Genomic DNA, 20,385 nt, shown 5'->3' with positions numbered 1-20,385 from the left:
ACGTCAATAGTTAGAATCATTATATCATAGATACAAGATAAATTCCATTCATTCGGTCGAGTTAAGCGTTTTTATTTCTATGTGTAGCTTCCGATTAGACGATTCAATATAGAGAGTCTCGACAAGAAAAATAAGATCCCTTGCAAGAGATCTTATTTCAACTTTTTATTTGATATGATTTTCAAATTCTTTTTGACTCTTTTCAATAGTCTTTTTACTTTCTTCTTCCCACTTAGCCTTTGCTTCGTCAAATTGTTTCTTGGTAACAGGCTCTTTTTGGAGTCTCATGTACTTATAATTATTTCCGTCACCCTTGATTCCCACTAGAGAGTAGGCACGTGTAAAGGGAGTTACTTTGGTTACAGAGGCTGTCCCACCATTTGACATAGCAGACATAACTAGAGAATTGTCAATCATCCAAGCTTGAGCTTCAGCATATTTTTCATAACGCTTAGCGACATCTTTGTTCTCAGCGTCTGCTTCTTTCAGAAGTTTCGTATAGGTATCAAGTCCTAGACTCTTGATAAGTTCTTGGTCTTCCTTGGCATCAAGACCAAAAATCTTGAGATAGAAGCCACTTTCAGCATTGAAGGGATCTAGATAAGTTGATGGATCCTGGTAATCACCAACCCAGCCATCAAAGTTCAAATCGTAATCACGAGCTGCTGGATTTGGTGCTAGGAAAGCGACATTCCCAAAGTCATCCGTTGAAAGTTGCTGAACATCAATGACAACATTATCAGAACCTAATACTGTTTCAAGCGTCTGTTTAACCGAATTCATACCAGAAACTGCATTTTTATTGGTTTGGTCAACTGGGACGTCCAAATGAATCGGGAAGGTCACCCCTTGGGCTTCCAATTCCTTTTTAGCTTCTGCAAACTTGGCTTGGGCCTTTTCCTTGTTGAAGTAGGCATCTTGGGCATCCGCCAAGTTGATGCCTGACCACTCTGTTCCGTAGTTGACAAGCTTAGAAGCTGTCACTTCTCCAAAGGTCTTATCTCCAATCTGGACAAAAGTTGGGGGAACTAGAGTATTACGAAGGGTCTTGCTAGCCGCTTCTTCACCGTTAGATTGAGCCGAGTAGGCTGTACGATCAATACCAAAGTTGATAGCCTGACGGAAGTTTTTATTTAAAATCGCTGTTTGCGTTGATTTCTTTTGTTCATCCGTTGTTTTAGCAGTATGGTTATAGGCTTTACGGTTAACGTTAAAGTTGAAGTACCAAGACGTCTTGTCTTGTAAGCTATAAACGATATTATCTTGGTATTTTTCTTTTGTCTTGGCATAGTTGGAACTATTTGGATAGACTCCCGCAAGCGTATAGGCACCACTTTCAAAGTTACGAATGGTCATCTCCTGATCTGAGCCATCAAAGTAGGCTAACTTAACTTTTTCAATGGTCACTTTATCATGATCATAATAGTGCGGGTTCTTCACATACTCGATGGAAGATTTTGATGTGAAATCTTTTAACAAGTAAGGTCCATTGTAAAGGATACTGTTTGGTGTCAAGGTTCCAAATTCTTTATCCTTTGATTTCAAGAACTCTTCGTTAACCGGGAAAAGAATGCTGTTGGTTGTCTTTGAGTTCCAGTATGGCTCTGGTCGAGTCAAAGTGTACTCAACCGTATAGTCATCCAAGGCTTTCACACCAACTGTTGTGAAGTCATTGGTCGCACCTGTCACATAGTCATTCAATCCCTTGATAGAGTTTTGGATGAGATCCATGGCTTGACCCTTGTTGTCCGCAGCATACTTAATCCCAGTGACAAAGTCTTGAGCTTTTACTGGGGCGTACTCTTCTCCATCAGCAGTGTACCACTTGGCATCTTTTCTGAGTTTATAGGTATAGGTTAAACCATCCGCCGAAACTGACCAATCTTCAGCTAAAGCTGGCGTTAGATTTCCATAACTATCATTTTCTAGCAAACCATCCACAAGATTGGTAATAACGGCAGTATTATCTGCATAATAGTCTAAAAGATAGTTAAATGTCGTCGGATTTGCACTAAATGTTGATGAGAAGGTACTTGTATCTGAGTTGGACTGTCCACAAGCTGTCAGTAAAATCCCTGTAGCTAGGACAAGACCTGTCCCGATTAGTCTTTTTTTCATTTTGATCATCATCCACTCCTTTATGTCACTTTTTATAACATAACTATATTTTATCAAATTTATTCAAAAATGTAAAGTTACTACTTTTACGACGACTGGTGTCTCAAAAACAAAAAAGGAAGTAGAGATTTCCTACAACTTCCTTTTCTATTTATAGATTACTTGACATGTTTTTCAAGTTCTTTTTGGTATTTGGCATTTGTTTCAATTTTTTCTTTCTGCCATTTCTTGAGAGCTTCTTCGTATTCTTTTGTAGTCACAACATCATTTTGCAACTCCAAACCTTTGAAGACAAATGGATCTCCCTTGATTCCGACTTGAGAGTAAGCTTTTGTAAATGGTACAGTACGGCTAACAGTTGGAGAACCACCTGAAGAAGCAACTGGGATCAAGAGCGAACTATCAGATACCCAGGCTTGCGCTTTAGCGTATTTCTCATAACGCTTATTGAGATCACTTGTTTCAGCTGCGGCATCATCCAAGAGTTTCTTGTATTCATCCAGACCAACTTGAGCCATCACTTCTGGATCTTTGCCACGAGTGATACCCAAGTGCTTAAGGGCAGAACCCTTCTTGGCATCAAGAATATTGAGGTAGGTAGCTGGATCTTGATAGTCTGGTCCCCAACCAGTTCCATTCAAGTCATAGTCTTTTTGTGCTGGAACCTTAGCTTGAGAAGTGATACTCATTTTTTCATTATCGGTCATTTGAAGGACATCGACAATGACATTCTCCGTACCAAGTGATGATTCGATAGACTGTTTGAGTGAGTTGGTTTGTTGAACCGCGATTACATCTGTTTGTTCAACGGGAATGTCCAAATGGATTGGGAAGGTAACCCCCTTGGCTTGCAATTCTGTCTTGGCTTTAGCAAAGGCTGCCTTAGCTTTTTCAGGACTGTAAATCGTATCCTTGCCATCTGTAAGAGCTACATCTTTCCACTGGTCACCATAAGAAACGAGCTCTGCCTGAGCCAACTCTCCAAAGGTTTTTTCACCCACTTGAACGTAGTCATGAGGCACCAGGCTGTTACGGATAATCTTGTCCGCACCTTCTTCACCATTCAACTGAGCAGTGTAAGAGTGACGGTCAAGGGCAAAGTTCAGCGCCTGACGGAAGTTCTTGTTAAGAAGAGCTTCTTTCGTTGAAGTTTTTTGAGCTTCGTCTGTTTTAGCTGTTTTATTGTAAGATTGGCGGTTTACGTTAACAGTAAGGTAGTAGCTTGTCGCTTCTTGTGGACTGTAGACAATCTTATCGCCGTACTCTTTTTTAGTTGATTCAAAGTTTGAGCTTGTTGGGAAGAGACGAGCTGTTGTATAGGCACCTTGTGTAAAGCTGCGAATCAAAGATTCTTGGTCTGATCCATCGTAGAAGGTTAGTTTAATATTGTCGATCTTAACATTGTCCTTATCCCAGTAATTTGGATTCTTTTCATATTCAATGACTGATTTTGAAGTCAATGATTTCAAGAAATAAGGACCGTTATAAAGAATGCTTGATGGTGTTGGCGCACCGTAGTCGCTCCCTTTAGAATTCAAAAACTCTTCATTTACTGGGAGCATGGTTGCAGTTGTGACCTTAGAGTTCCAGAAACTTTCTGGTTTGTTGAGCGTATATTCTACCGTGTAATCATCAACAGCCTTAACTCCTACAGTAGAGAAATCATTGCTCTCACCACTAACATACTCTGCCAAACCTTTGATAGAGTCTTGAAGGAGGGATAAGCCATCTGATTTACCGTCAGCTGCGTGTTTCAGACCCGTAACAAAGTCTTGAGCCTTGACTTCAGCGTATTCTTCTCCATCAGAAGTATACCATTTTACACCCTTACGAAGTTTGTAGGTATAGGTCAAGCCATCTTTAGAAACAGACCAGTCTTCTGCAAGTGATGGAATTAAGTTTCCATACTTGTCATTTTCCAAAAGGCCATCGACAACGTTCGCTATAACGTCAGAGGTTGAGCTCTTGCTCGTCACACTGTAGTCCAAAGATGATGGATCCATAGCGTAGACATAAGAGAATGTCTTGGGAGCATCAGCCTTCTTTTCACTTTGCCCACAAGCAGTTAACAGTAGGGCTGCACTCAAAACAGCACCTGCTCCTAAGAGCCACTTTTTCGATTTCATAAGTAATCTCCTTAAAGATAGTGTTTTCACCATTATACCCTATTTTTTCATAAAAGCAAGGACTTTCGACAGATTTTTTAGAAAATTCTAACAAATATTTTTTAAAGACTTTTCTACATAATTTTTAGTAAAAAAACCTCAAGCATCAAAGACTTGAGGTTCCCTTATTTTAATCCGTTAGTTCCACACAGAAAGCATCCCATGGAGCCAAGACCTGTTTTTCAACTGCTTCTTTAGTAGTAGTGTTTTCAATCAAGATTGATTTAACTTTTCCTTCTACTGCAAAGTTTTGTTTTTCATTGGACAAGTTAGCCACAACTAAGAAACGGCGGTCACCGTCCTTACGGATATAAGCAAAGACCTTATCAGCCGTATCAAGCAATTCAAAATCAGCTCGAATCAGCCAGCTATTTTCCTTACGGATTTGAACCAGCTTCTGATAGGTATAGAAAATAGAATCTGGATTTTCCAGTGCTTCTTGAACGTTGATTTCTTGGTAGTTTGGATTAACTGCCAACCAAGGTTGACCTGTTGAGAAGCCAGCATTTTTGCTTTCATCCCATTGCATCGGAGTACGTGCATTATCACGACCGATGACACGGATGCTGTCCATAATCTCCTCTAGCGGAACGCCTTTTTCAAGAGCCTCACGCGCATAGTTGAGGGATTCAATATCTTCTACTTGATCCAGTGTTTCAAACGGATAGTTTGTCAGCCCAATCTCCTCACCTTGGTAAATATAAGGTGTCCCTCTCATGAGATGAAGCAAGATTGCAAAGGCTTTGGCGGATTTTTCACGGTATTCTTGGTCATTTCCCCAGATAGAGACAATACGAGGGAGGTCATGATTGTTCCAGAAGAGGGAATTCCAGCCGTCTTCAACTCCTAACTCTGTCTGCCATTTGTTGAAAATTTCTTTTAATTTCCCTACATTTAATTCTTTTTGATAATGCCACTTAGGTTGCCCTTCCTGATACTGAAGACAGATGTGTTCAAACTGGAAGACCATAGACAATTCTTGTCCCTTTGGATCCGAGTAGAGCTTAGCAATCTCTGGCGTTGCTCCCCAGGTCTCTCCTACTGTCAAGAGATTCTTATCTCCAAAGGTTGCCTGATTCATTTCCTTGAGATAAGGGTGGAGCATAGGACCATTATTGACTACCTTCTCATCAGGAATTTTCCCAATCATGTCAATGACATCCATACGGAAACCGCCAATGCCTTTATCAATCCAGAAGTTCATCATCTCATAAATTTTCTGGCGCAGTTTTTCATTCTCCCAGTTGAGATCAGGCTGTTTCTTGCTGAAAAAGTGGAGATAGTATTGACCAGATTTTTCATCGTATTCCCAAGCAGACCCACTAAAGATAGACTCCAAATCATTGGGCTCATCTCGCCAGATATAGTAGTCTCGTTCAGGGCTATCAGGATTTTCACGGGCCTCGACAAACCAGGCATGCTCATCTGAGGTATGATTGACCACCAAGTCCATGATAATTCGAATGTCTCGTTTCTTAGCTTCCGCGATCAATTGATCCATATCCTCCATGGTTCCGAAAATAGCTGCAATGGCTTGATAATCAGCAATATCATAGCCATTATCGTCCATAGGGCTGTCATAAACGGGAGAAAGCCAAATCGCTGTGATTCCTAACTTAGCTAGATAGTCTAATTTACTGGTAATTCCCGGTAAATCGCCAATCCCATCTCCGTTGCTGTCCATAAAACTCTTTGGATAGACTTGATAGACTACGGCATTGTGCCACCATTTTTCTTGCATCTTCTTACCTCATTATTTTAATATTCTATAGTCTATGATAGCGCTTTTTTAAACTTAGTGCAAGCGTTTGCCTAATCTTTTTGATTTCTTTTTTGACTCCGTAGTTTCCTATCTTCCAATTTTTTATTATAATAGAGGTCAGAGGTAAAAAAATGAAAAAACAAGCTTTTAGTTCTGAACAATATTTGAATCTGCAACGCGACCACATCTTGGAGCGCATCAACCAATTTGACGGCAAGCTCTATTTGGAGTTTGGTGGCAAAATGTTAGAAGATTTCCACGCTGCCCGAGTCCTTCCTGGTTATGAGCCTGACAACAAAATCAAGCTCTTGCAAGAATTGAAAGAGCAGGTTGAGGTTGTGATTGCCATTAACGCTAGCAATATCGAGCATTCCAAAGCACGTGGCGACCTAGGCATTTCTTATGACCAAGAAGTTCTTCGTTTGATTGACAAATTCAATGAGTTGGGAATTTTTGTTGGTTCGGTTGTCATCACACAGTACGCTGGTCAACCTGCTGCAGATGCCTTCCGCAACCAACTTGAAAAAAACGGGATTGATTCTTATCTTCATTATCCAATCAAAGGATATCCGACTGATATGGATCACATCATTTCTCCAGAAGGCATGGGAAAAAACGACTACATCAAAACCAGTCGCAACTTGATTGTCGTAACCGCTCCTGGACCTGGTTCTGGAAAATTGGCTACTTGTATGTCCAATATGTACCACGACCAACTCAATGGCATCAAGTCTGGTTACGCTAAATTTGAAACCTTCCCTGTCTGGAACCTGCCCCTTCATCATCCAGTCAACTTGGCCTATGAAGCTGCCACAGCAGACCTTGACGATGTCAACATGATTGACCCTTTCCATCTCCAAACCTACGGAGAAACAACGGTCAACTACAACCGTGATATTGAAATTTTCCCAGTGCTCAAGCGCATGTTAGAGCGCATTCTCGGTGAATCTCCATACGCTTCACCAACAGACATGGGTGTCAACATGGTTGGCTTCGCTATTACAGATAATGAGGCTGCTATCGAAGCTTCTAAACAAGAAATCATCCGTCGCTACTATCAAACTGTTCTTGATTTTAAAGCTGAAAAAGTTGGCGAATCTGCTGTCAAGAAGATTGAACTTCTCATGAACGACCTCGGTATCACACCTGCAGATCGTAAGGTTGCTGTTGCTGCACGCCAAAAAGCAGAAGAAACTGGTGGCCCTGCCCTAGCCCTTGAATTGCCAAATGAGGAAATCGTAACTGGTAAAAACTCTGAACTCTTTGGTCCTACAGCTGCCGCCTTGATCAATGCCATCAAGAAATCTGCTGCTATTGACAAGGAAGTAAAATTGATTGAGCCTGAAGTTGTCAAACCAATTCAAGGCCTTAAGATTAATCATCTAGGTAGCCGCAATCCTCGCCTCCACTCAAATGAAATTTTGATTGCACTTGCAATCACAGCTATGGAAAATCCTGATGCTGCGCGTGCCATGGAAGAACTTGGTAATCTTAAAGGAAGTGAAGCCCACTCAACCATCATCTTGACCGATGAAGATAAGAATGTCCTTCGCAAATTAGGTATCAACGTAACATTTGACCCTTACTACCAATATGATCGCTTGTATCGGAAGTAAATAAACGAGGCTGGATAAAACTCAATTTGAGTAAAAATCCAGTAGATCTTTACATGATAAAAGATAAAACGCATAATATCAAGGCTTTTGAACACTTGGTATTATGCGTTTTTATAATTTCCCATTCTCATTTATTTCAATGAAATTGTCAACTCGACATAGGCTCCTCCTTGGTCTGGATTGAGCAGAGTCAGACGACCACCGTGCAAGAGAGCTACCTGCTTAGAAAAGGCTAAACCGATACCATGATGAGGATTAGCTGAATTGCGGCTTTGGTCACTCTGGTAAAAGAGCTGTTCCGCTCCCAGCAGCATCTCCTCTGAAAATACAGGGCCATTGTTCCAGATAGCAAAAACTAACTGGTCCTGCTGCACTGATACCGTTAGCTTGACTTCCTTTTGATTCTGGTCTGCATGTTCAAGCGCATTCAGTAAAATATTGAGCAAAGCTCGCTTGAGATAGTCCAAATGAATGGACAAAATCAGACTAAGATCACAATCTTCTTGGAGGTAGAAACGATAGTTTTCTTGTTTGCTGAACAGTCCCCAGTCGTCCTGTAGAGAAGCCAAAAAGTCCTCCAAGGAAAGCTGACTGAACTGATTAGAATCAATCTGAAAAGTCTTAGCGTAATCAATCAAAGAGCCACAATACTCTTCCATCTTGTGACTGGCCTGCAAAATCTCAGCAGCATAGTCTGCCTGTGGCTGACTCAACTGTGCCAATTCCAAGAGCTCAGCATTACCCTTAACCACAGTTAGGGGCGTCTTCAAATCGTGCGATGTCGCTGATAGCTGTAAAATCAACTCCTGATTATGCTGCTGCTCTCTTTCTAGAAGACGAGCATTTTCTTGGTGGCTGCTCCGTAAATCGCTGTAGACTTCTAGCATTTCCTCGATCCGAAAAAGCTGACTTTGATTTTCTTCTAAAAGCTTCTCACTCGTTAGCATTTTTATTTCCCTGTCGATTTTTCGGAGCAATTTCAAAATATGATAAAAAGTAATCAGCAGCAAGCTCCCTGCCCAAAAGAACAAGGTAAAAAGAACGTGATTACTTCCTTGCGTAAATTCATAGCCTATAAGCACAAAAATCAAAACATGAAAAAAGACGATTTTTAAACTGGTTGTCCAGACTAGGCTTTTGAAATTTCGGGTTCTAATTGCCATCTATAGCCTACTCCTCTCACTGTTGCGATTGCTTGCAGCCCTTCTTGTTTGCATTTTTGGCGAATCTGATATACGTATTCTGAGATGGAGCGAAGCTGTGTTTCTGAGCTTTCTGGGTAAAGCAAGGTATGCAGGCGTTCAGCTGAGAAGGTCTGCTTGGGATTGCTAGCAAGTAAATGCAGTAACTTAAACTCACGCTCTGAAAATTTCAAGACTTTACCAAAACAGGCAACTTCATAGCGCTCTGGATAAAATTGACAAGAAGCAATTTCAGAGTATCGCTCCTCACGTCTTTCCTCCCGCCGAAGATGAGCTCTGACACGCGCCAGCAATTCTTTGGTCCCAAAAGGCTTAACAATATAGTCATCTGCTCCGCGAAAGAGCCCTTCCACCTTGTCCGCCTCCAATTCCTTAGCCGTCAAAAAGATGATCGGACACGAAAGATGAGGACGAATGTAGGAACACAGCTCAAAACCATTAACAGGCTCCATCATCACATCCAGCAGAATCAAGTCATATCCGACAAAATGCGTCAGCTCTAGCTCTTCTATCCGATCAAGCGTCGTCACATCATAAGCATCGAGCTCTAGGACGTTTTTTACTAGCTTCAAAATGCTCCGGTCGTCATCAACCACTAAAATACGATACTGTCTCATGATTTCCATTATAGCATACCTCTAGCGAACATCTCGTTTCAAGCTTAAGAATATAGCAGAGCTCCAAACCAAAGCTAGCCAGAACAGCTGTATCCCCAGACCTGATAAATCTATTGAATGCTGAATCCCTTCATACTCAAAAAGATTTAGGGTAGCCAGATCGGGCAGGTATTTTGCTTCCTTGATGAAAGTTGCCAACAAACGGCTGAGACCAATCAAGAGAGGAAAGAGCACTGACACCGGCACAACCCAAGATTGAAAGAGCAAAGCGAGGCCGGCAGTTAAAAAAGCCAGAAAAAGATTGCTGAGAAGCCCAAAAGAGCTGTAATAAAGGAATTTCCCCAGCAAGGACCAGCTAAAGTCTAGGTCAAATCGAGCCAGCATAACAAAGAAACAGCTACTTATAATGACACTATAGAGAACCAAGAGCAGCACGGCTAGAAAAAGGATTTTCCCAGCCAACCAAGCCCTTCTATTTGATACGGTTAGAAAATTCGTTCGCATCCCAGACTTGACAAACTCCTGGGCAAAATAGAGGGAAGTAAAGATGACGATGACAGGCTGTGCCAGATAGAGGGCATGCAAAGCCTCACTCAGAGCCTTTGTCTGGCCAACTGCTGTTTGACTGTAGTCAAGATTCATCAGAAAAAATGGAACGATTACCAGAGCCACCAAGGCTGCACCAAGAGCGAGATAGTAAGAACGGAACTTAATCCATTCACTTCTAAGCAGAGCTTTGATCATCAGTAGCGTCCTCCTAAATCCGTCTTCAAAAAGCGCAGAGAAGTCATACCGCCGATGACTAGTAACCATGCACCAAGTATCAATAGTCCTTGCAAGGGATTGTTGGCATATTGAGAAGTCGGCGTTGCCGCAAACAACTCTCCTGCTGGCTGTGGCAAATAAGCTCCCCAACTCGTGTGAACTGCCAGATAGTTTCCCAGATTATAGATCTGTGGCACGAGAAAAAGCAGAGGAACCAGCATGGTCCGAGCCAATAAACCTAACAAAAATGAAAGGATTCCTAATAAGGTTAGAGATAAGGTTTTCCACAAAATCAGACTCCAAGCAGCCTGATTGAGCAAAATTGGATTAAGCCCTTCCTTTCCTAAAGCCAGGTGCATGACCATATAACTAAAGTAGATTGATAAAAAGCTAGTGGCAAGAGAAAAGCAAGCAAAGGTCATGAGTTTCCCCACAAGCAACTTCAGACGGTTATTACAGGATAAAAGACTGGTTCTCAAGCTATGAGACTGAAATTCCATAGCCCCCAAAATTCCAGCTAAGATGACCAAAACCATGCCTGCCATAGAGGCTCCATTGAGTCCTAGATATTCCAACGGGTCAATGGCTTCTGCCAGACCGGGAACCGTCTCAGGGGTGGCATCCAAGCCAATAGATAAATACTGTCGGCCCTCCAGCCAGGATACGGCAGGCACCAATAGCAGCATGAAGGCCATACTCACTCTGAAAGCCTTGGTTGAACAGATTTTCAACCATTCTGAATGCAATAAAGACATCGTTTCTTTCATTTTAAACCTCCTCTGTCAAATCAAAGAAGAGATCTTCTAGGCTGTCTGAATCTTGCAACACCTCTTCCAATCGTCCCTGCTCAATAATTCGCCCATGATGAATCAAGACGACATCATCTGTCACCATTTGCACCTCTGATAGGATATGAGAAGATAGAAGTACCGTTTTCCCTAAGTCAGCCTGCTGACGGATGAACTTTCTAAACCACTTGATCCCACTTGGATCCAGTCCATTGGTCGGCTCATCCAATATAAGAAACTGAGGATCCCCCATCAAAGCTACGGCCAGACCCAGCCGCTGACCTTCCCCCAGAGACAGGCTCGACAGGAGGTCCTTTCTCTTATGAGCGATTCCAGTCATCTCCAAAACCTCATCGATTCGAGACTTGGGAATAGCATTGCTCGCCGCAATAATCCGCAGGTGGTCATAGACCTTTCGATTTGGCAGACCGCCAATGCCATCAAAGGCTGCGCCTACCGTTCTGAGCGGATAAGTCATTGACTGATAGGTTTGCCCATCAAAAGTCGCAGTCCCTGCCGTCGCCCGATCTAACCCCAAGAGAATCCTCAAGGTCGAACTTTTACCAGCACCATTCGGGCCTAGAAAAGCTGTAATCCGCCCGCTTCTAGCTGTAAAAGAAATATCTTCCAAAATCTGCTTACTGCCATGTTTTTTGCAGACGTCTTCTATTTTCACCATATGTTCCATACTGAACTCCTTTATCTTTATTTTCTCCAGTATACCCAATCTAGTTCAGAATTAGTTCAGAGATTAAACAGAAATTTCAGAAAAAGTTGATCCACTTTTCAAAAGTCACCTTAGTTCCACTAGAAAAACTAAACTTTTCTTTCACAAGGTATTCTTCTCTTCATTCTTTCTTTATAATTCTGAGGTTTATGTATAGAGACTTTATTATCATTTTAGTACCAAAAAGTCATTTATCAAACTCCATCAAGAGCAGGCTTTATGATATAATGAAAGAAGAAAACTGAAAGGATTTACCATGTCAAAAGAAGTTATTGTTGAAAGTTTTGAACTTGACCACACCATTGTTAAAGCACCTTATGTTCGCTTGATTGGGGAAGAAACAGGGCCAAAGGGAGACATCATCTCCAACTTTGATATTCGCTTGGTACAGCCAAATGAGGACTCTATCCCTACTGCTGGGCTTCACACTATCGAGCACCTCTTGGCCAAACTCATCCGTACCCGCATTGACGGTATGATTGACTGTTCGCCGTTTGGTTGCCGTACAGGTTTTCACATGATTATGTGGGGACGCCATACTAGCGCCGAAATTGCAGCTGTTATCAAAGATTCACTCAAGGAAATCGCTGAGACTACTACTTGGGAAGATGTCCCTGGAACAACCATTGAATCTTGCGGAAACTACAAGGACCACAGCCTCTTTTCTGCCAAAGAATGGGCGAAACTCATCTTGGAACAAGGAATCTCAGATGATGCCTTTGAGCGCCATATCATCTAAACACAAAAAGGAACCAGCTTTTTAGCTAGTTCCTTATTTTTTATTCTCAAAATCTTGAGTTAGGCTTTTTCACGAATGACCAAAACGCCATCTTCCATATCTGCTTCCAGATGTTTGGCATCTAGATGATCCAAGTGGAAGTCCGTCACCTTATCACGAATTTGTTGTTCAACCACGCGACGGAGAGGACGAACACCCATAACTTCATCATAACCTTCTTCTGTGATAAAGTCCTTAGCTGCTTGACTGACTTCCAAATCAATGTCTTTCTTAGCCAAGGTTTGGTTAACTTCAGCCAACATCAAGTCCACAATCTTAGAAAGGTCTTCCTTATTCAAGTGTGAGAACTCGATAACTGCGTTAAAGCGATTAAGGAATTCTGGACGGAAGAATGGTTTCAAGCGATCCATCAATTCTGGTTTATCCGCATCTTCCGTCAAGTTGGCTTCATAGCCAAATCCAGCATTTGATGTTGCGATAATGACAGTGTTTTTAAAGTTAACGGTATTTCCTTGACCATCAGTCAAACGACCATCATCCAAGACTTGGAGGAGAAGGGTAATTACTTGAGGATCAGCCTTTTCAATCTCGTCCAAGAGAATGATAGAGTATGGATTGCGACGAATACGTTCTGTCAAGGTATTGCTATTGTCATCATACCCTACATAACCGGCTGTTGTACCGATCAGCTTAGAAACAGCTGTGCGGTCACTATATTCGGACATATCCAAGCGGATAATTGCGTCCTTGGTTCCAAACATATCAAGCGCCAATTGTTTAGCAAGTTCTGTTTTACCAACCCCAGTTGGGCCTACAAAGAGGAAGCTACCGATTGGGCGATTGCCTTCATCAAAACCAGCACGGTTACGACGGATAGCACGAGCTACAGCTTCTACAGCCTTATCTTGGCCGATAACCTTGTGTTCCAAACGATGAGCCATATCTTTCAAACGTTCGATGTCTGATGCTCCCATTTGTGACACTGGAATACCAGTCATACGTTCCACAGACTCAGCCACATCGTTGATGCTAGCAGTCACTTTCATGTCTTCTGTGTGGTTTTCGACTTTTTTCTCTAATTCAGCAATGCGTGTTTTGGCATTGAGAGCTGCTTCAAAGTCTTCTGCTTCAACTGCTTTTTCTTGCTTGTCTTTTTCTGCCTCAATTTCCCGTTCAACAGCATGCACATCTGTTACAGGATGTTGAGCTGCCAAGTGAGCTGCCGTTACATCGACAAGGTCAATAGCCTTATCTGGCAAGCTACGTTGAGGAATGTATTGGATTGAATAATCCACTGCTGCTTTCAAGACTTCATCTGGCAAGATAACATTGTGGTGTTGTTGATAGAGGTCACGAATTCCTTGAAGGATTTTAAAGGTATCCTCTGCTGATGGAGCATTGACCTTGACTTCATTGAAACGACGAGCAAGAGCTGCATTCTTCAAGATGGTGTTACGGTATTCGTCTTGAGTCGTTGCCCCAATAACGGTCAATTCACCACGAGATAGAGCTGGCTTGAGAATGTCCGCAAGCCCTTTAGAACCACTGTCTCCACCGATTGAGCCAGCGCCAAGGATTTGGTGAATTTCATCAAAGAAGAGGATAATATTCCCTGCTTCTTTCACCTCGTTGACTAGGTTTTGAACGTTTTCTTCAAAGCTACCACGGTATTGAGTACCAGCCTCAAGACCTGAGATATCAATGGAAATGATTTCCTTGTTCTTGATGGCAGCCGGAACATCTCCATTCACAATCGCTTGTGCTAAACCTTCGACAACGGCTGTCTTACCAACACCTGCATCTCCAACCAGAACAGGATTGTTCTTAGTACGACGTGAGAGGATTTCAGATGTTTCTTGAATTTCCTTGTTTCGCCCAATAACAGGATCCAGCTTGCCCTCGCGAGCTTCTGCAGTCAAGTTACGACCTAGTTTAGCAAGGACACCGTCTTGCTTCATACCTGAAGCGTGTTGTTGCATTTGCGCATCAGTTTCTGCATTTCCTGGCAATTGACCAGTTGCACGATAGTGAGCAAATTCCTCAGGTGTCACTTCACGTCCATTAATCAAGTAGCGACGGTTTTCAGAACTATATCCTCGCATACTACCCATCAATTGGTTAAATAAATCATCCATATTGTTAAAGTTATTAAAGTTGTTATTCATATTCATTACCTCTTTTATTGTTAATTATTTGCGACCTCTGATATTGACTATCTTTGACCTTTTTTAAAAATTTTAGACTAGCTAACTAGCTAACTAGCTACCCTACGTATAATTTCTGGTTTTTCTTTCTTAAATAAGCCTTCTATCATCTTCTTTTCAAAATCTGTTAGATTTAACATAGGCCTCACCCCTTTCTAGGGTATCTATCGTACATTTTCAAGAAATAGAATCATTGAAAATGAAGTTTTCTAAGGAAGTCATTTTCCTTATGTTTTTACTATATCACATTGGTCAGTAAAAGTCAATAACTTTTTGACCAAATTTGACTATTTTTTTAAAATTTTTTAAGCACACAAAAAGCCAGTCAAATCGACTAGCTTTTCTCTATTCCAATTGAATCTTAGCTCAATGCGTCATCCATTGAAAGAACTTCGTGGAAGACACGTTGTGTCAATTCAGTTTTTTGTTCTGGAGTGAGGTATTTAGTGTTTACACAGTATCCAGAGATACGTACGATAACGTCTTCACCTGACATGATCTTTTCGTAAACATCGTTCAAGTCCATAACGTTCAAGTTAACGTGTTGTCCACCGTTTTCAAAGTAACCATCAAGGATTGTTACCAAGTTATCAACTTGTTCGTCACGAGTCTTACCAAGAGCTCGTGGAGAGACTTGAGTTGTCAATGAGATCCCGTCAGCTGCATAACCAAAGTCTAGGCTAGCAAGTGAGTTCAAGTTTTGTAACCATCCACCTTTAGCTTTGTTAGAAGGGTTAGCACCTGGTGAGAAGAATTCAAGTTTAGACAAGTTCACTGAACCATCTTCGTTGAGGTATACACCTTTGTGGACTGGTGAGTTACCAGTTTGTTTAGAGTAAGCAACGTTAGATGTGATTGTCAAAAGTGATACTGTAGCTTCTGCGTCTTTGTAAAGTTTGTGGCTACGTAGACGAGTTGTGTAAGCTTCGATCAACCATTCTGCCAATTCGTTTGAACGTGGGTCATCTTCACCCCAACGTGGGTACTCACCAATTGTTTCGTAATCGTAGATGTATCCATCTTCATCACGGATTGGTTTAACGGTAGCGTATTTAATCGCTGACAATGTATCAACAGTGTTAGCAAATCCACAGATACCGAATCCCATGTTAGCACGTTGTTTAGTTGGCAAGAAGGCCATTTGAACAGCTTCGTAGTTGTACTTGTCAGTCATGTAGTGGATGATGTTCAAAGCATCTACGTAAGTGTCAGTCAACCAGTCAAGAGATTTTTCAAAGTTGGCTTTAACTGATTCGAATTCAAGAACTTCGTCACGGATAGGATCGATGTCAAATACCTTGTAGTCTTTGTGAACATCGTCGTAACCACCGTTCAAACCAGTAAGAAGGGCTTTCAATACGTTTACACGAGCACCGAAGTACTGGATGTTGTGGCGTTGATCTTCGTTTTCTGGGTCAAGTGGTGACACACAGCATGAGATACAGCTCATTTCTCCGTATCCGTCTTTAGCCATTGTCGTTACACCTTCGTATTGGATAGAAGAGTGTTTGTGGCTCATATGCATACAGTAGCGACGGAAGTTGTATGGCAATTTATCAGTCCAAAGAACTGTCAAGTTTGGTTCTGGTGAGTTACCGATATTGTCAAGAGTGTTCAAGAAACGGTAGTCCATCTTAGTAACACGGTGACGACCATCGTTACCCATACCAGCCATAGAAGTTGTGATGAAAGTTGGGTCACCTGAGTACAATTGGTCATAAGCTTTTGTACGAGCAAATTTAACTGTACGAAGTTTCATAACGAAATCATCAACGAATTCTTGGATTTCTGATTCAGTAAATGTACCACGAGCAAGGTCACGTTCTGCAAAGATGTCGAGTACAATTGGCACACGTCCTAGAGATGTAGCAGCACCGTTGATAACACGGCAGACAGCCATGAAAGCGATGTTAACCCATTGGATAGCTTCTTTCGTATTCATCGCTGGTTTACGAACATCAACTCCGTAAAGGTCACCCAAGCGAACAACTTGTTGCAATGCTTGGTATTGAAGGTTTACTTCTTCACGAAGACGGATTGTTTCTTCATCAATTTCTTTGATTGCATTCCAGTCGTTTACTTTTTCTTGCATCAAGTAGTCTGCACCATAGAGAGCAAGACGTGCGTAAACACCGATGATACGTCCACGTGAATAGGCATCTGGAAGACCAGTTACAGTGTGTGCGTGACGAGCACGACGGATGTTTGAAGTGTAGGCACGGAAGATACCGTCGTTAACTGTTGTTACATATTTAGTGAAGATTTCGTGAACAGCTGGATCTGGTTCGTATCCATTTTCTTTCAAAGTAGTTTCAGCCATACGGATACCACCTTTTGGCATGAAGTTCAATTTGAAGAGTTCATCATTTTGGATACCGAAGATCAATTCGTTTTCTTTGTCGATAAATCCAGCAGGAATATCAGCAATAGATGTTGGACGAGTGTCCATTGGGAAACGAGTTTCTTCGTAGTGAGCCTTCGTTTCTTCTACAATCTTTTTGATGTGAAGCGAACGTTCTGTTGGTCCAGCAAGGAAACTTTCATCACCATCATAAGGTGTGTAGTTAGCTTGAACAAAGCGAGAAATACTTGCTTTTTCTTTCCAATCTACGCCTTTGAAGCCTTCCCAAGCTTTATCAAAAATGTCTTGTGCTTCAACAACTGTCTTAACAACCATGTTAATGTCCTCATTTTTCTTTCTAGTAACAGTCATCTGTTACATTCATGAGTCAAGTATACCATACAGTAACCGATTTCAACAAGCTAAAAAAGGCTTTTCTGTCACTTTCTTTTCTAATACAGTCTGTTATTTGGCACTATCTGTATTATATATTTGAAAGTAAAATTACTCTTTTCCATTTTTTCAGAAAAAAGGGTATAATAAATAGAAAATGAATGATGGTAGAAAGGAACAAAAATGCTCATATTTCCATTGATAAATGATTTGTCCAGAAAAATCATCCATATCGATATGGATGCCTTTTTTGCTGCAGTGGAAATAAGAGACAATCCTAAGTTAAAAGGAAAACCTGTCATCATTGGAAGTGACCCTAGACAAACAGGCGGACGGGGTGTTGTTTCTACTTGTAGCTACGAGGCACGGGCCTTTGGTATTCACTCTGCCATGAGTTCTAAAGAAGCTTATGAGCGTTGTCCCCAAGCCGTCTTCATCTCAGGAAATTATGAAAAATACAAGACTGTGGGACTTGAGATTCGAGCTATTTTTAAACGCTACACTGATTTGATTGAACCTATGAGTATTGACGAGGCTTACTTGGATGTGACGGAAAATAAACTTGGTATCAAGTCAGCTGTCAAAATAGCTCGTCTCATCCAACAGGATATCTGGCAGGAACTACACCTGACTGCTTCTGCAGGTGTCTCTTATAACAAATTCTTAGCTAAAATGGCCAGTGATTATCAGAAGCCGCATGGTTTGACAGTAATTCTACCTGACCAAGCCCAAGACTTTCTCAAACAAATGGATATTGCTAAATTTCACGGTGTGGGCAAAAAAACAGTTGAACGCCTTCATGAAATGGGCATTTATACTGGTTCAGACTTATTGGACGTCTCAGAAGTCACTTTAATCGATCGATTTGGCAGACTCGGTTTTGACCTTTATAGAAAGGTTCGTGGTATTCACAATTCTCCAGTCAAGTCCAATCGCATTCGTAAGTCCATCGGCAAGGAGAAAACTTATGGTAAGATTCTCCAGGCTGAAGAAGACATCAAAAAAGAGCTGACTCTTCTCTCTGAGAAAGTAGCTCACAATCTCAGCAGGCAGAACAAAGCTGGAAAAATCATTATCCTTAAAATACGATATGCTGACTTCTCCACTCTAACTAGACGAAAAAGCCTCCCACAAGCTACACAGGACGCTAGTCAGATTTCTCAAACTGCCCTTCAACTCTACGAAGAACTAGCTGAAAAAGAAAAAGGCGTTCGTCTACTAGGAATTACAGTGACAGGATTTTAAAAAGCTTAAGGGGAGTTTCATTAGTTTGAATCAAATGAAGTTGGAACAACAGTGTTTCAGCCTCATTCTATTTTAGAAATAATGTTCAGAGCGTGATAGCTAATCACTAAAATAGTTCGAGGAACTATCTTAAATCGCTGGCCAGCATTCAACAGGCTGTTATTCACATTATAGATTCTAAAAAATCCTAATTCAAGAAAACTTCTTTCCCTTAGTTCCCACACTCTTTTGCTAGAAAACTGAATGTTTTTGGAAAATATAGTTTAGTTTGAATCCCTACCGCATTTGTACTAGGATAAATTCTATAATTTTCAGGAAATGTTTCATCACTTTTCTAAAAAAATAATATCTATGAGATAAGGAGCATCCTCACACATATACTTGGACTATGCTGTTTTTTGACATTTTATTAATAAAAAAGCCCACTTGATTTTAATTATGTATTATTTACAGCACTTAAAATAAAAACGGTGAGATTGATTTCAAATAGTTGATAGTAAAAATATTTTTCCGCAAGTGTTAGAAGTTGACACCTTCATTTATATTTGTTAAACTAGAAAATATAAAAATACCGTCTGGTCGGTTTTTGCAGAAGGGACTTAACATGAAAAAATCTATGCTAGAAAAAACAATTGATTATATTGCAAAACAAGAGCAACGAGTACGTCAACATCAAATACGTCATCACGAAGCCATTAAAAAGCAAATAATGCAGCAAAAAGAACAGTTTTATCGATTAACACAAGGAGAGAGCGGTATCCGACATTCTCGTTTGGGAGTGAAATGTGGGTATGCTACAATTACTGGCGGGATCATCACTACTTTGTTTAGTCCTTGGAATGGTTTAGGAATAATGACCATCGGTGGAATTACAGTTCTCTCAAACTTGTATCACATCAAACGTATGGAAGCAAAATTAAAAAAGTAGAGTGGTTTTCTTAAGAATGAGACTTGTTAGACTGCTCAAATATTACCTTTTCTTCTTTTTTTGATAAAATAAATTTAATAAAACAGAGAGAAGGAACTCAATGGTCGCAAAAACAGAAAAATCTCAAGCAATGATTGAAAAGATTTTATCAACAGCTTCACAGCTTTTTATTCACAATGGCTATGAAAAAACAAGTGTACAGAACATAGCGCAAACAGCTAGCATTTCAAAAGGGGCGATTTATCACCATTTTCAATCAAAAGATGAAATTTTTTTTGCAGTTTTAAAACAGCGTTATCAATTGATGGAAAAGGAATTGCTAGACTGGCTTGAATCCACCAGTCATTTAACTGGAAGAGAACAGCTCAAAGAAACCTTTCAGTTTAGTTTAAAAAGTCAGAAAACTAACTACGAAATGTTGAATCACGCGCCTCTTGATGCGGAGTTCATGCTGACTATTATCCGTTACAATCTGCGTATAGGAACTCCCCTTATTGCAGATATTATAAAAAAAGGAATAGAAGATCAGTCCATCAAACCCATCCCCTTCCCTAATGAAGCGGCCGAGACAATCTTGCTTTTGACTAACTTTTGGGTAGAAGGAAGTATTTTTGAAAATTCTTCCGAAAAAATTGTCGATCGGATTTATTTTTTACAATTTATGCTTCAATCTATCGGACTGGATATTTTTGATGAATCTTTAATCCACGAAATTTTAAGTCAATCAAATTAAATACAATCTTTTAGTTTACGTTTAAAGCCACGGTCAAACGTC

At 40.9% G+C, this 20,385-nt stretch carries 15 protein-coding genes; 5 read left to right on the top strand and 10 right to left on the bottom strand.

Translation table 11 applies throughout. From position 1 onward, the window contains the following. Positions 1-165 precede the first annotated feature (165 nt). The 3 genes from K1I97_RS03590 to K1I97_RS03580 form a co-directional block, all read right to left on the bottom strand. Complete coding sequence (locus tag K1I97_RS03590) at positions 166-2,127, bottom strand: peptide ABC transporter substrate-binding protein (protein ID WP_223331300.1); 1,962 nt, start codon at positions 2,125-2,127, stop codon at positions 166-168. Positions 2,128-2,276: 149 nt separating this feature from the next. Next, positions 2,277-4,244 (bottom strand): peptide ABC transporter substrate-binding protein, encoded by a 1,968-nt coding sequence (locus K1I97_RS03585; RefSeq protein WP_223331299.1) that lies wholly within the window; start codon positions 4,242-4,244, stop codon positions 2,277-2,279. 169 nt (positions 4,245-4,413) lie between these two features. Next, positions 4,414-6,024: a glycoside hydrolase family 13 protein gene (locus tag K1I97_RS03580; RefSeq protein WP_223331298.1), complete on the bottom strand. Its 1,611-nt coding sequence runs from the start codon at positions 6,022-6,024 to the stop codon at positions 4,414-4,416. Between the two features lie 152 nt (positions 6,025-6,176). Here K1I97_RS03580 and K1I97_RS03575 point away from each other — a divergent pair, with 152 nt between their 5' ends. Next, positions 6,177-7,661: a DUF1846 domain-containing protein gene (locus tag K1I97_RS03575; RefSeq protein ID WP_223331297.1), complete on the top strand. Its 1,485-nt coding sequence runs from the start codon at positions 6,177-6,179 to the stop codon at positions 7,659-7,661. A 131-nt stretch (positions 7,662-7,792) separates the two neighbouring features. Here the strand turns inward: K1I97_RS03575 and K1I97_RS03570 are convergent, their stop codons facing one another. The 5 genes from K1I97_RS03570 to K1I97_RS03550 are packed head-to-tail and all read right to left on the bottom strand — an operon-like array spanning position 7,793 to position 11,721. Continuing rightward, positions 7,793-8,824, bottom strand: a complete 1,032-nt coding sequence (locus tag K1I97_RS03570) for a sensor histidine kinase (RefSeq protein ID WP_223331296.1) — start codon at positions 8,822-8,824, stop codon at positions 7,793-7,795. Continuing rightward, positions 8,791-9,489 (bottom strand): response regulator transcription factor, encoded by a 699-nt coding sequence (locus K1I97_RS03565; protein ID WP_048777255.1) that lies wholly within the window; start codon positions 9,487-9,489, stop codon positions 8,791-8,793. Before K1I97_RS03565 ends, K1I97_RS03570 begins: the two co-directional genes overlap by 34 nt. A 12-nt stretch (positions 9,490-9,501) precedes the next feature. After that, the gene (locus K1I97_RS03560) at positions 9,502-10,224 is read right to left on the bottom strand and encodes a lantibiotic ABC transporter permease (RefSeq protein WP_223331295.1); all 723 of its coding nucleotides are present in this window, start codon (positions 10,222-10,224) and stop codon (positions 9,502-9,504) included. Next, entirely contained in the window at positions 10,224-11,012 is a 789-nt protein-coding gene (locus K1I97_RS03555) for a lantibiotic ABC transporter permease (RefSeq protein ID WP_223331294.1), read from the bottom strand. Before K1I97_RS03555 ends, K1I97_RS03560 begins: the two co-directional genes overlap by 1 nt. A gap of 1 nt (position 11,013) precedes the next feature. Further along, entirely contained in the window at positions 11,014-11,721 is a 708-nt protein-coding gene (locus tag K1I97_RS03550) for an ABC transporter ATP-binding protein (protein WP_223331293.1), read from the bottom strand. Between the two features lie 295 nt (positions 11,722-12,016). Between K1I97_RS03550 and K1I97_RS03545 the strand changes: the two genes are divergently transcribed. Beyond that, on the top strand, positions 12,017-12,499 hold the full coding sequence (locus K1I97_RS03545) for an S-ribosylhomocysteine lyase (protein ID WP_061428359.1): 483 nt from the start codon (positions 12,017-12,019) through the stop codon (positions 12,497-12,499). 59 nt (positions 12,500-12,558) lie between these two features. On the opposite strand, the gene K1I97_RS03540 is transcribed toward K1I97_RS03545, so the two are convergent. Together K1I97_RS03540 and pflB are read right to left on the bottom strand one after the other, a co-directional pair. Beyond that, positions 12,559-14,664 carry an ATP-dependent Clp protease ATP-binding subunit gene (locus K1I97_RS03540; protein WP_223331292.1) on the bottom strand — a complete coding sequence of 702 codons (2,106 nt, stop codon included), beginning with the start codon at positions 14,662-14,664 and terminating at the stop codon, positions 12,559-12,561. 400 nt (positions 14,665-15,064) lie between these two features. After that, complete coding sequence (gene pflB / locus K1I97_RS03535; RefSeq protein ID WP_000260613.1) at positions 15,065-17,380, bottom strand: formate C-acetyltransferase; 2,316 nt, start codon at positions 17,378-17,380, stop codon at positions 15,065-15,067. 240 nt (positions 17,381-17,620) lie between these two features. Here pflB and dinB point away from each other — a divergent pair, with 240 nt between their 5' ends. The 3 genes from dinB (at position 17,621) to K1I97_RS03520 (ending at position 20,343) form a co-directional block, all read left to right on the top strand. Next, positions 17,621-18,682: a DNA polymerase IV gene (dinB, locus tag K1I97_RS03530; protein ID WP_223331291.1), complete on the top strand. Its 1,062-nt coding sequence runs from the start codon at positions 17,621-17,623 to the stop codon at positions 18,680-18,682. 604 nt (positions 18,683-19,286) lie between these two features. Continuing rightward, positions 19,287-19,610 (top strand): hypothetical protein, encoded by a 324-nt coding sequence (locus K1I97_RS03525; RefSeq protein WP_084971845.1) that lies wholly within the window; start codon positions 19,287-19,289, stop codon positions 19,608-19,610. A 100-nt stretch (positions 19,611-19,710) separates the two neighbouring features. Next, on the top strand, positions 19,711-20,343 hold the full coding sequence (locus tag K1I97_RS03520; protein WP_223331290.1) for a TetR/AcrR family transcriptional regulator: 633 nt from the start codon (positions 19,711-19,713) through the stop codon (positions 20,341-20,343). Positions 20,344-20,385: the final 42 nt, after the last annotated feature.

The organism is Streptococcus oralis, assembly GCF_019929345.1.
GTDB lineage: Bacteria > Bacillota > Bacilli > Lactobacillales > Streptococcaceae > Streptococcus.
The sequence above is the reverse complement of the archived record's forward strand: the minus strand, read 5'-3'. Positions and strand labels throughout refer to the sequence as shown.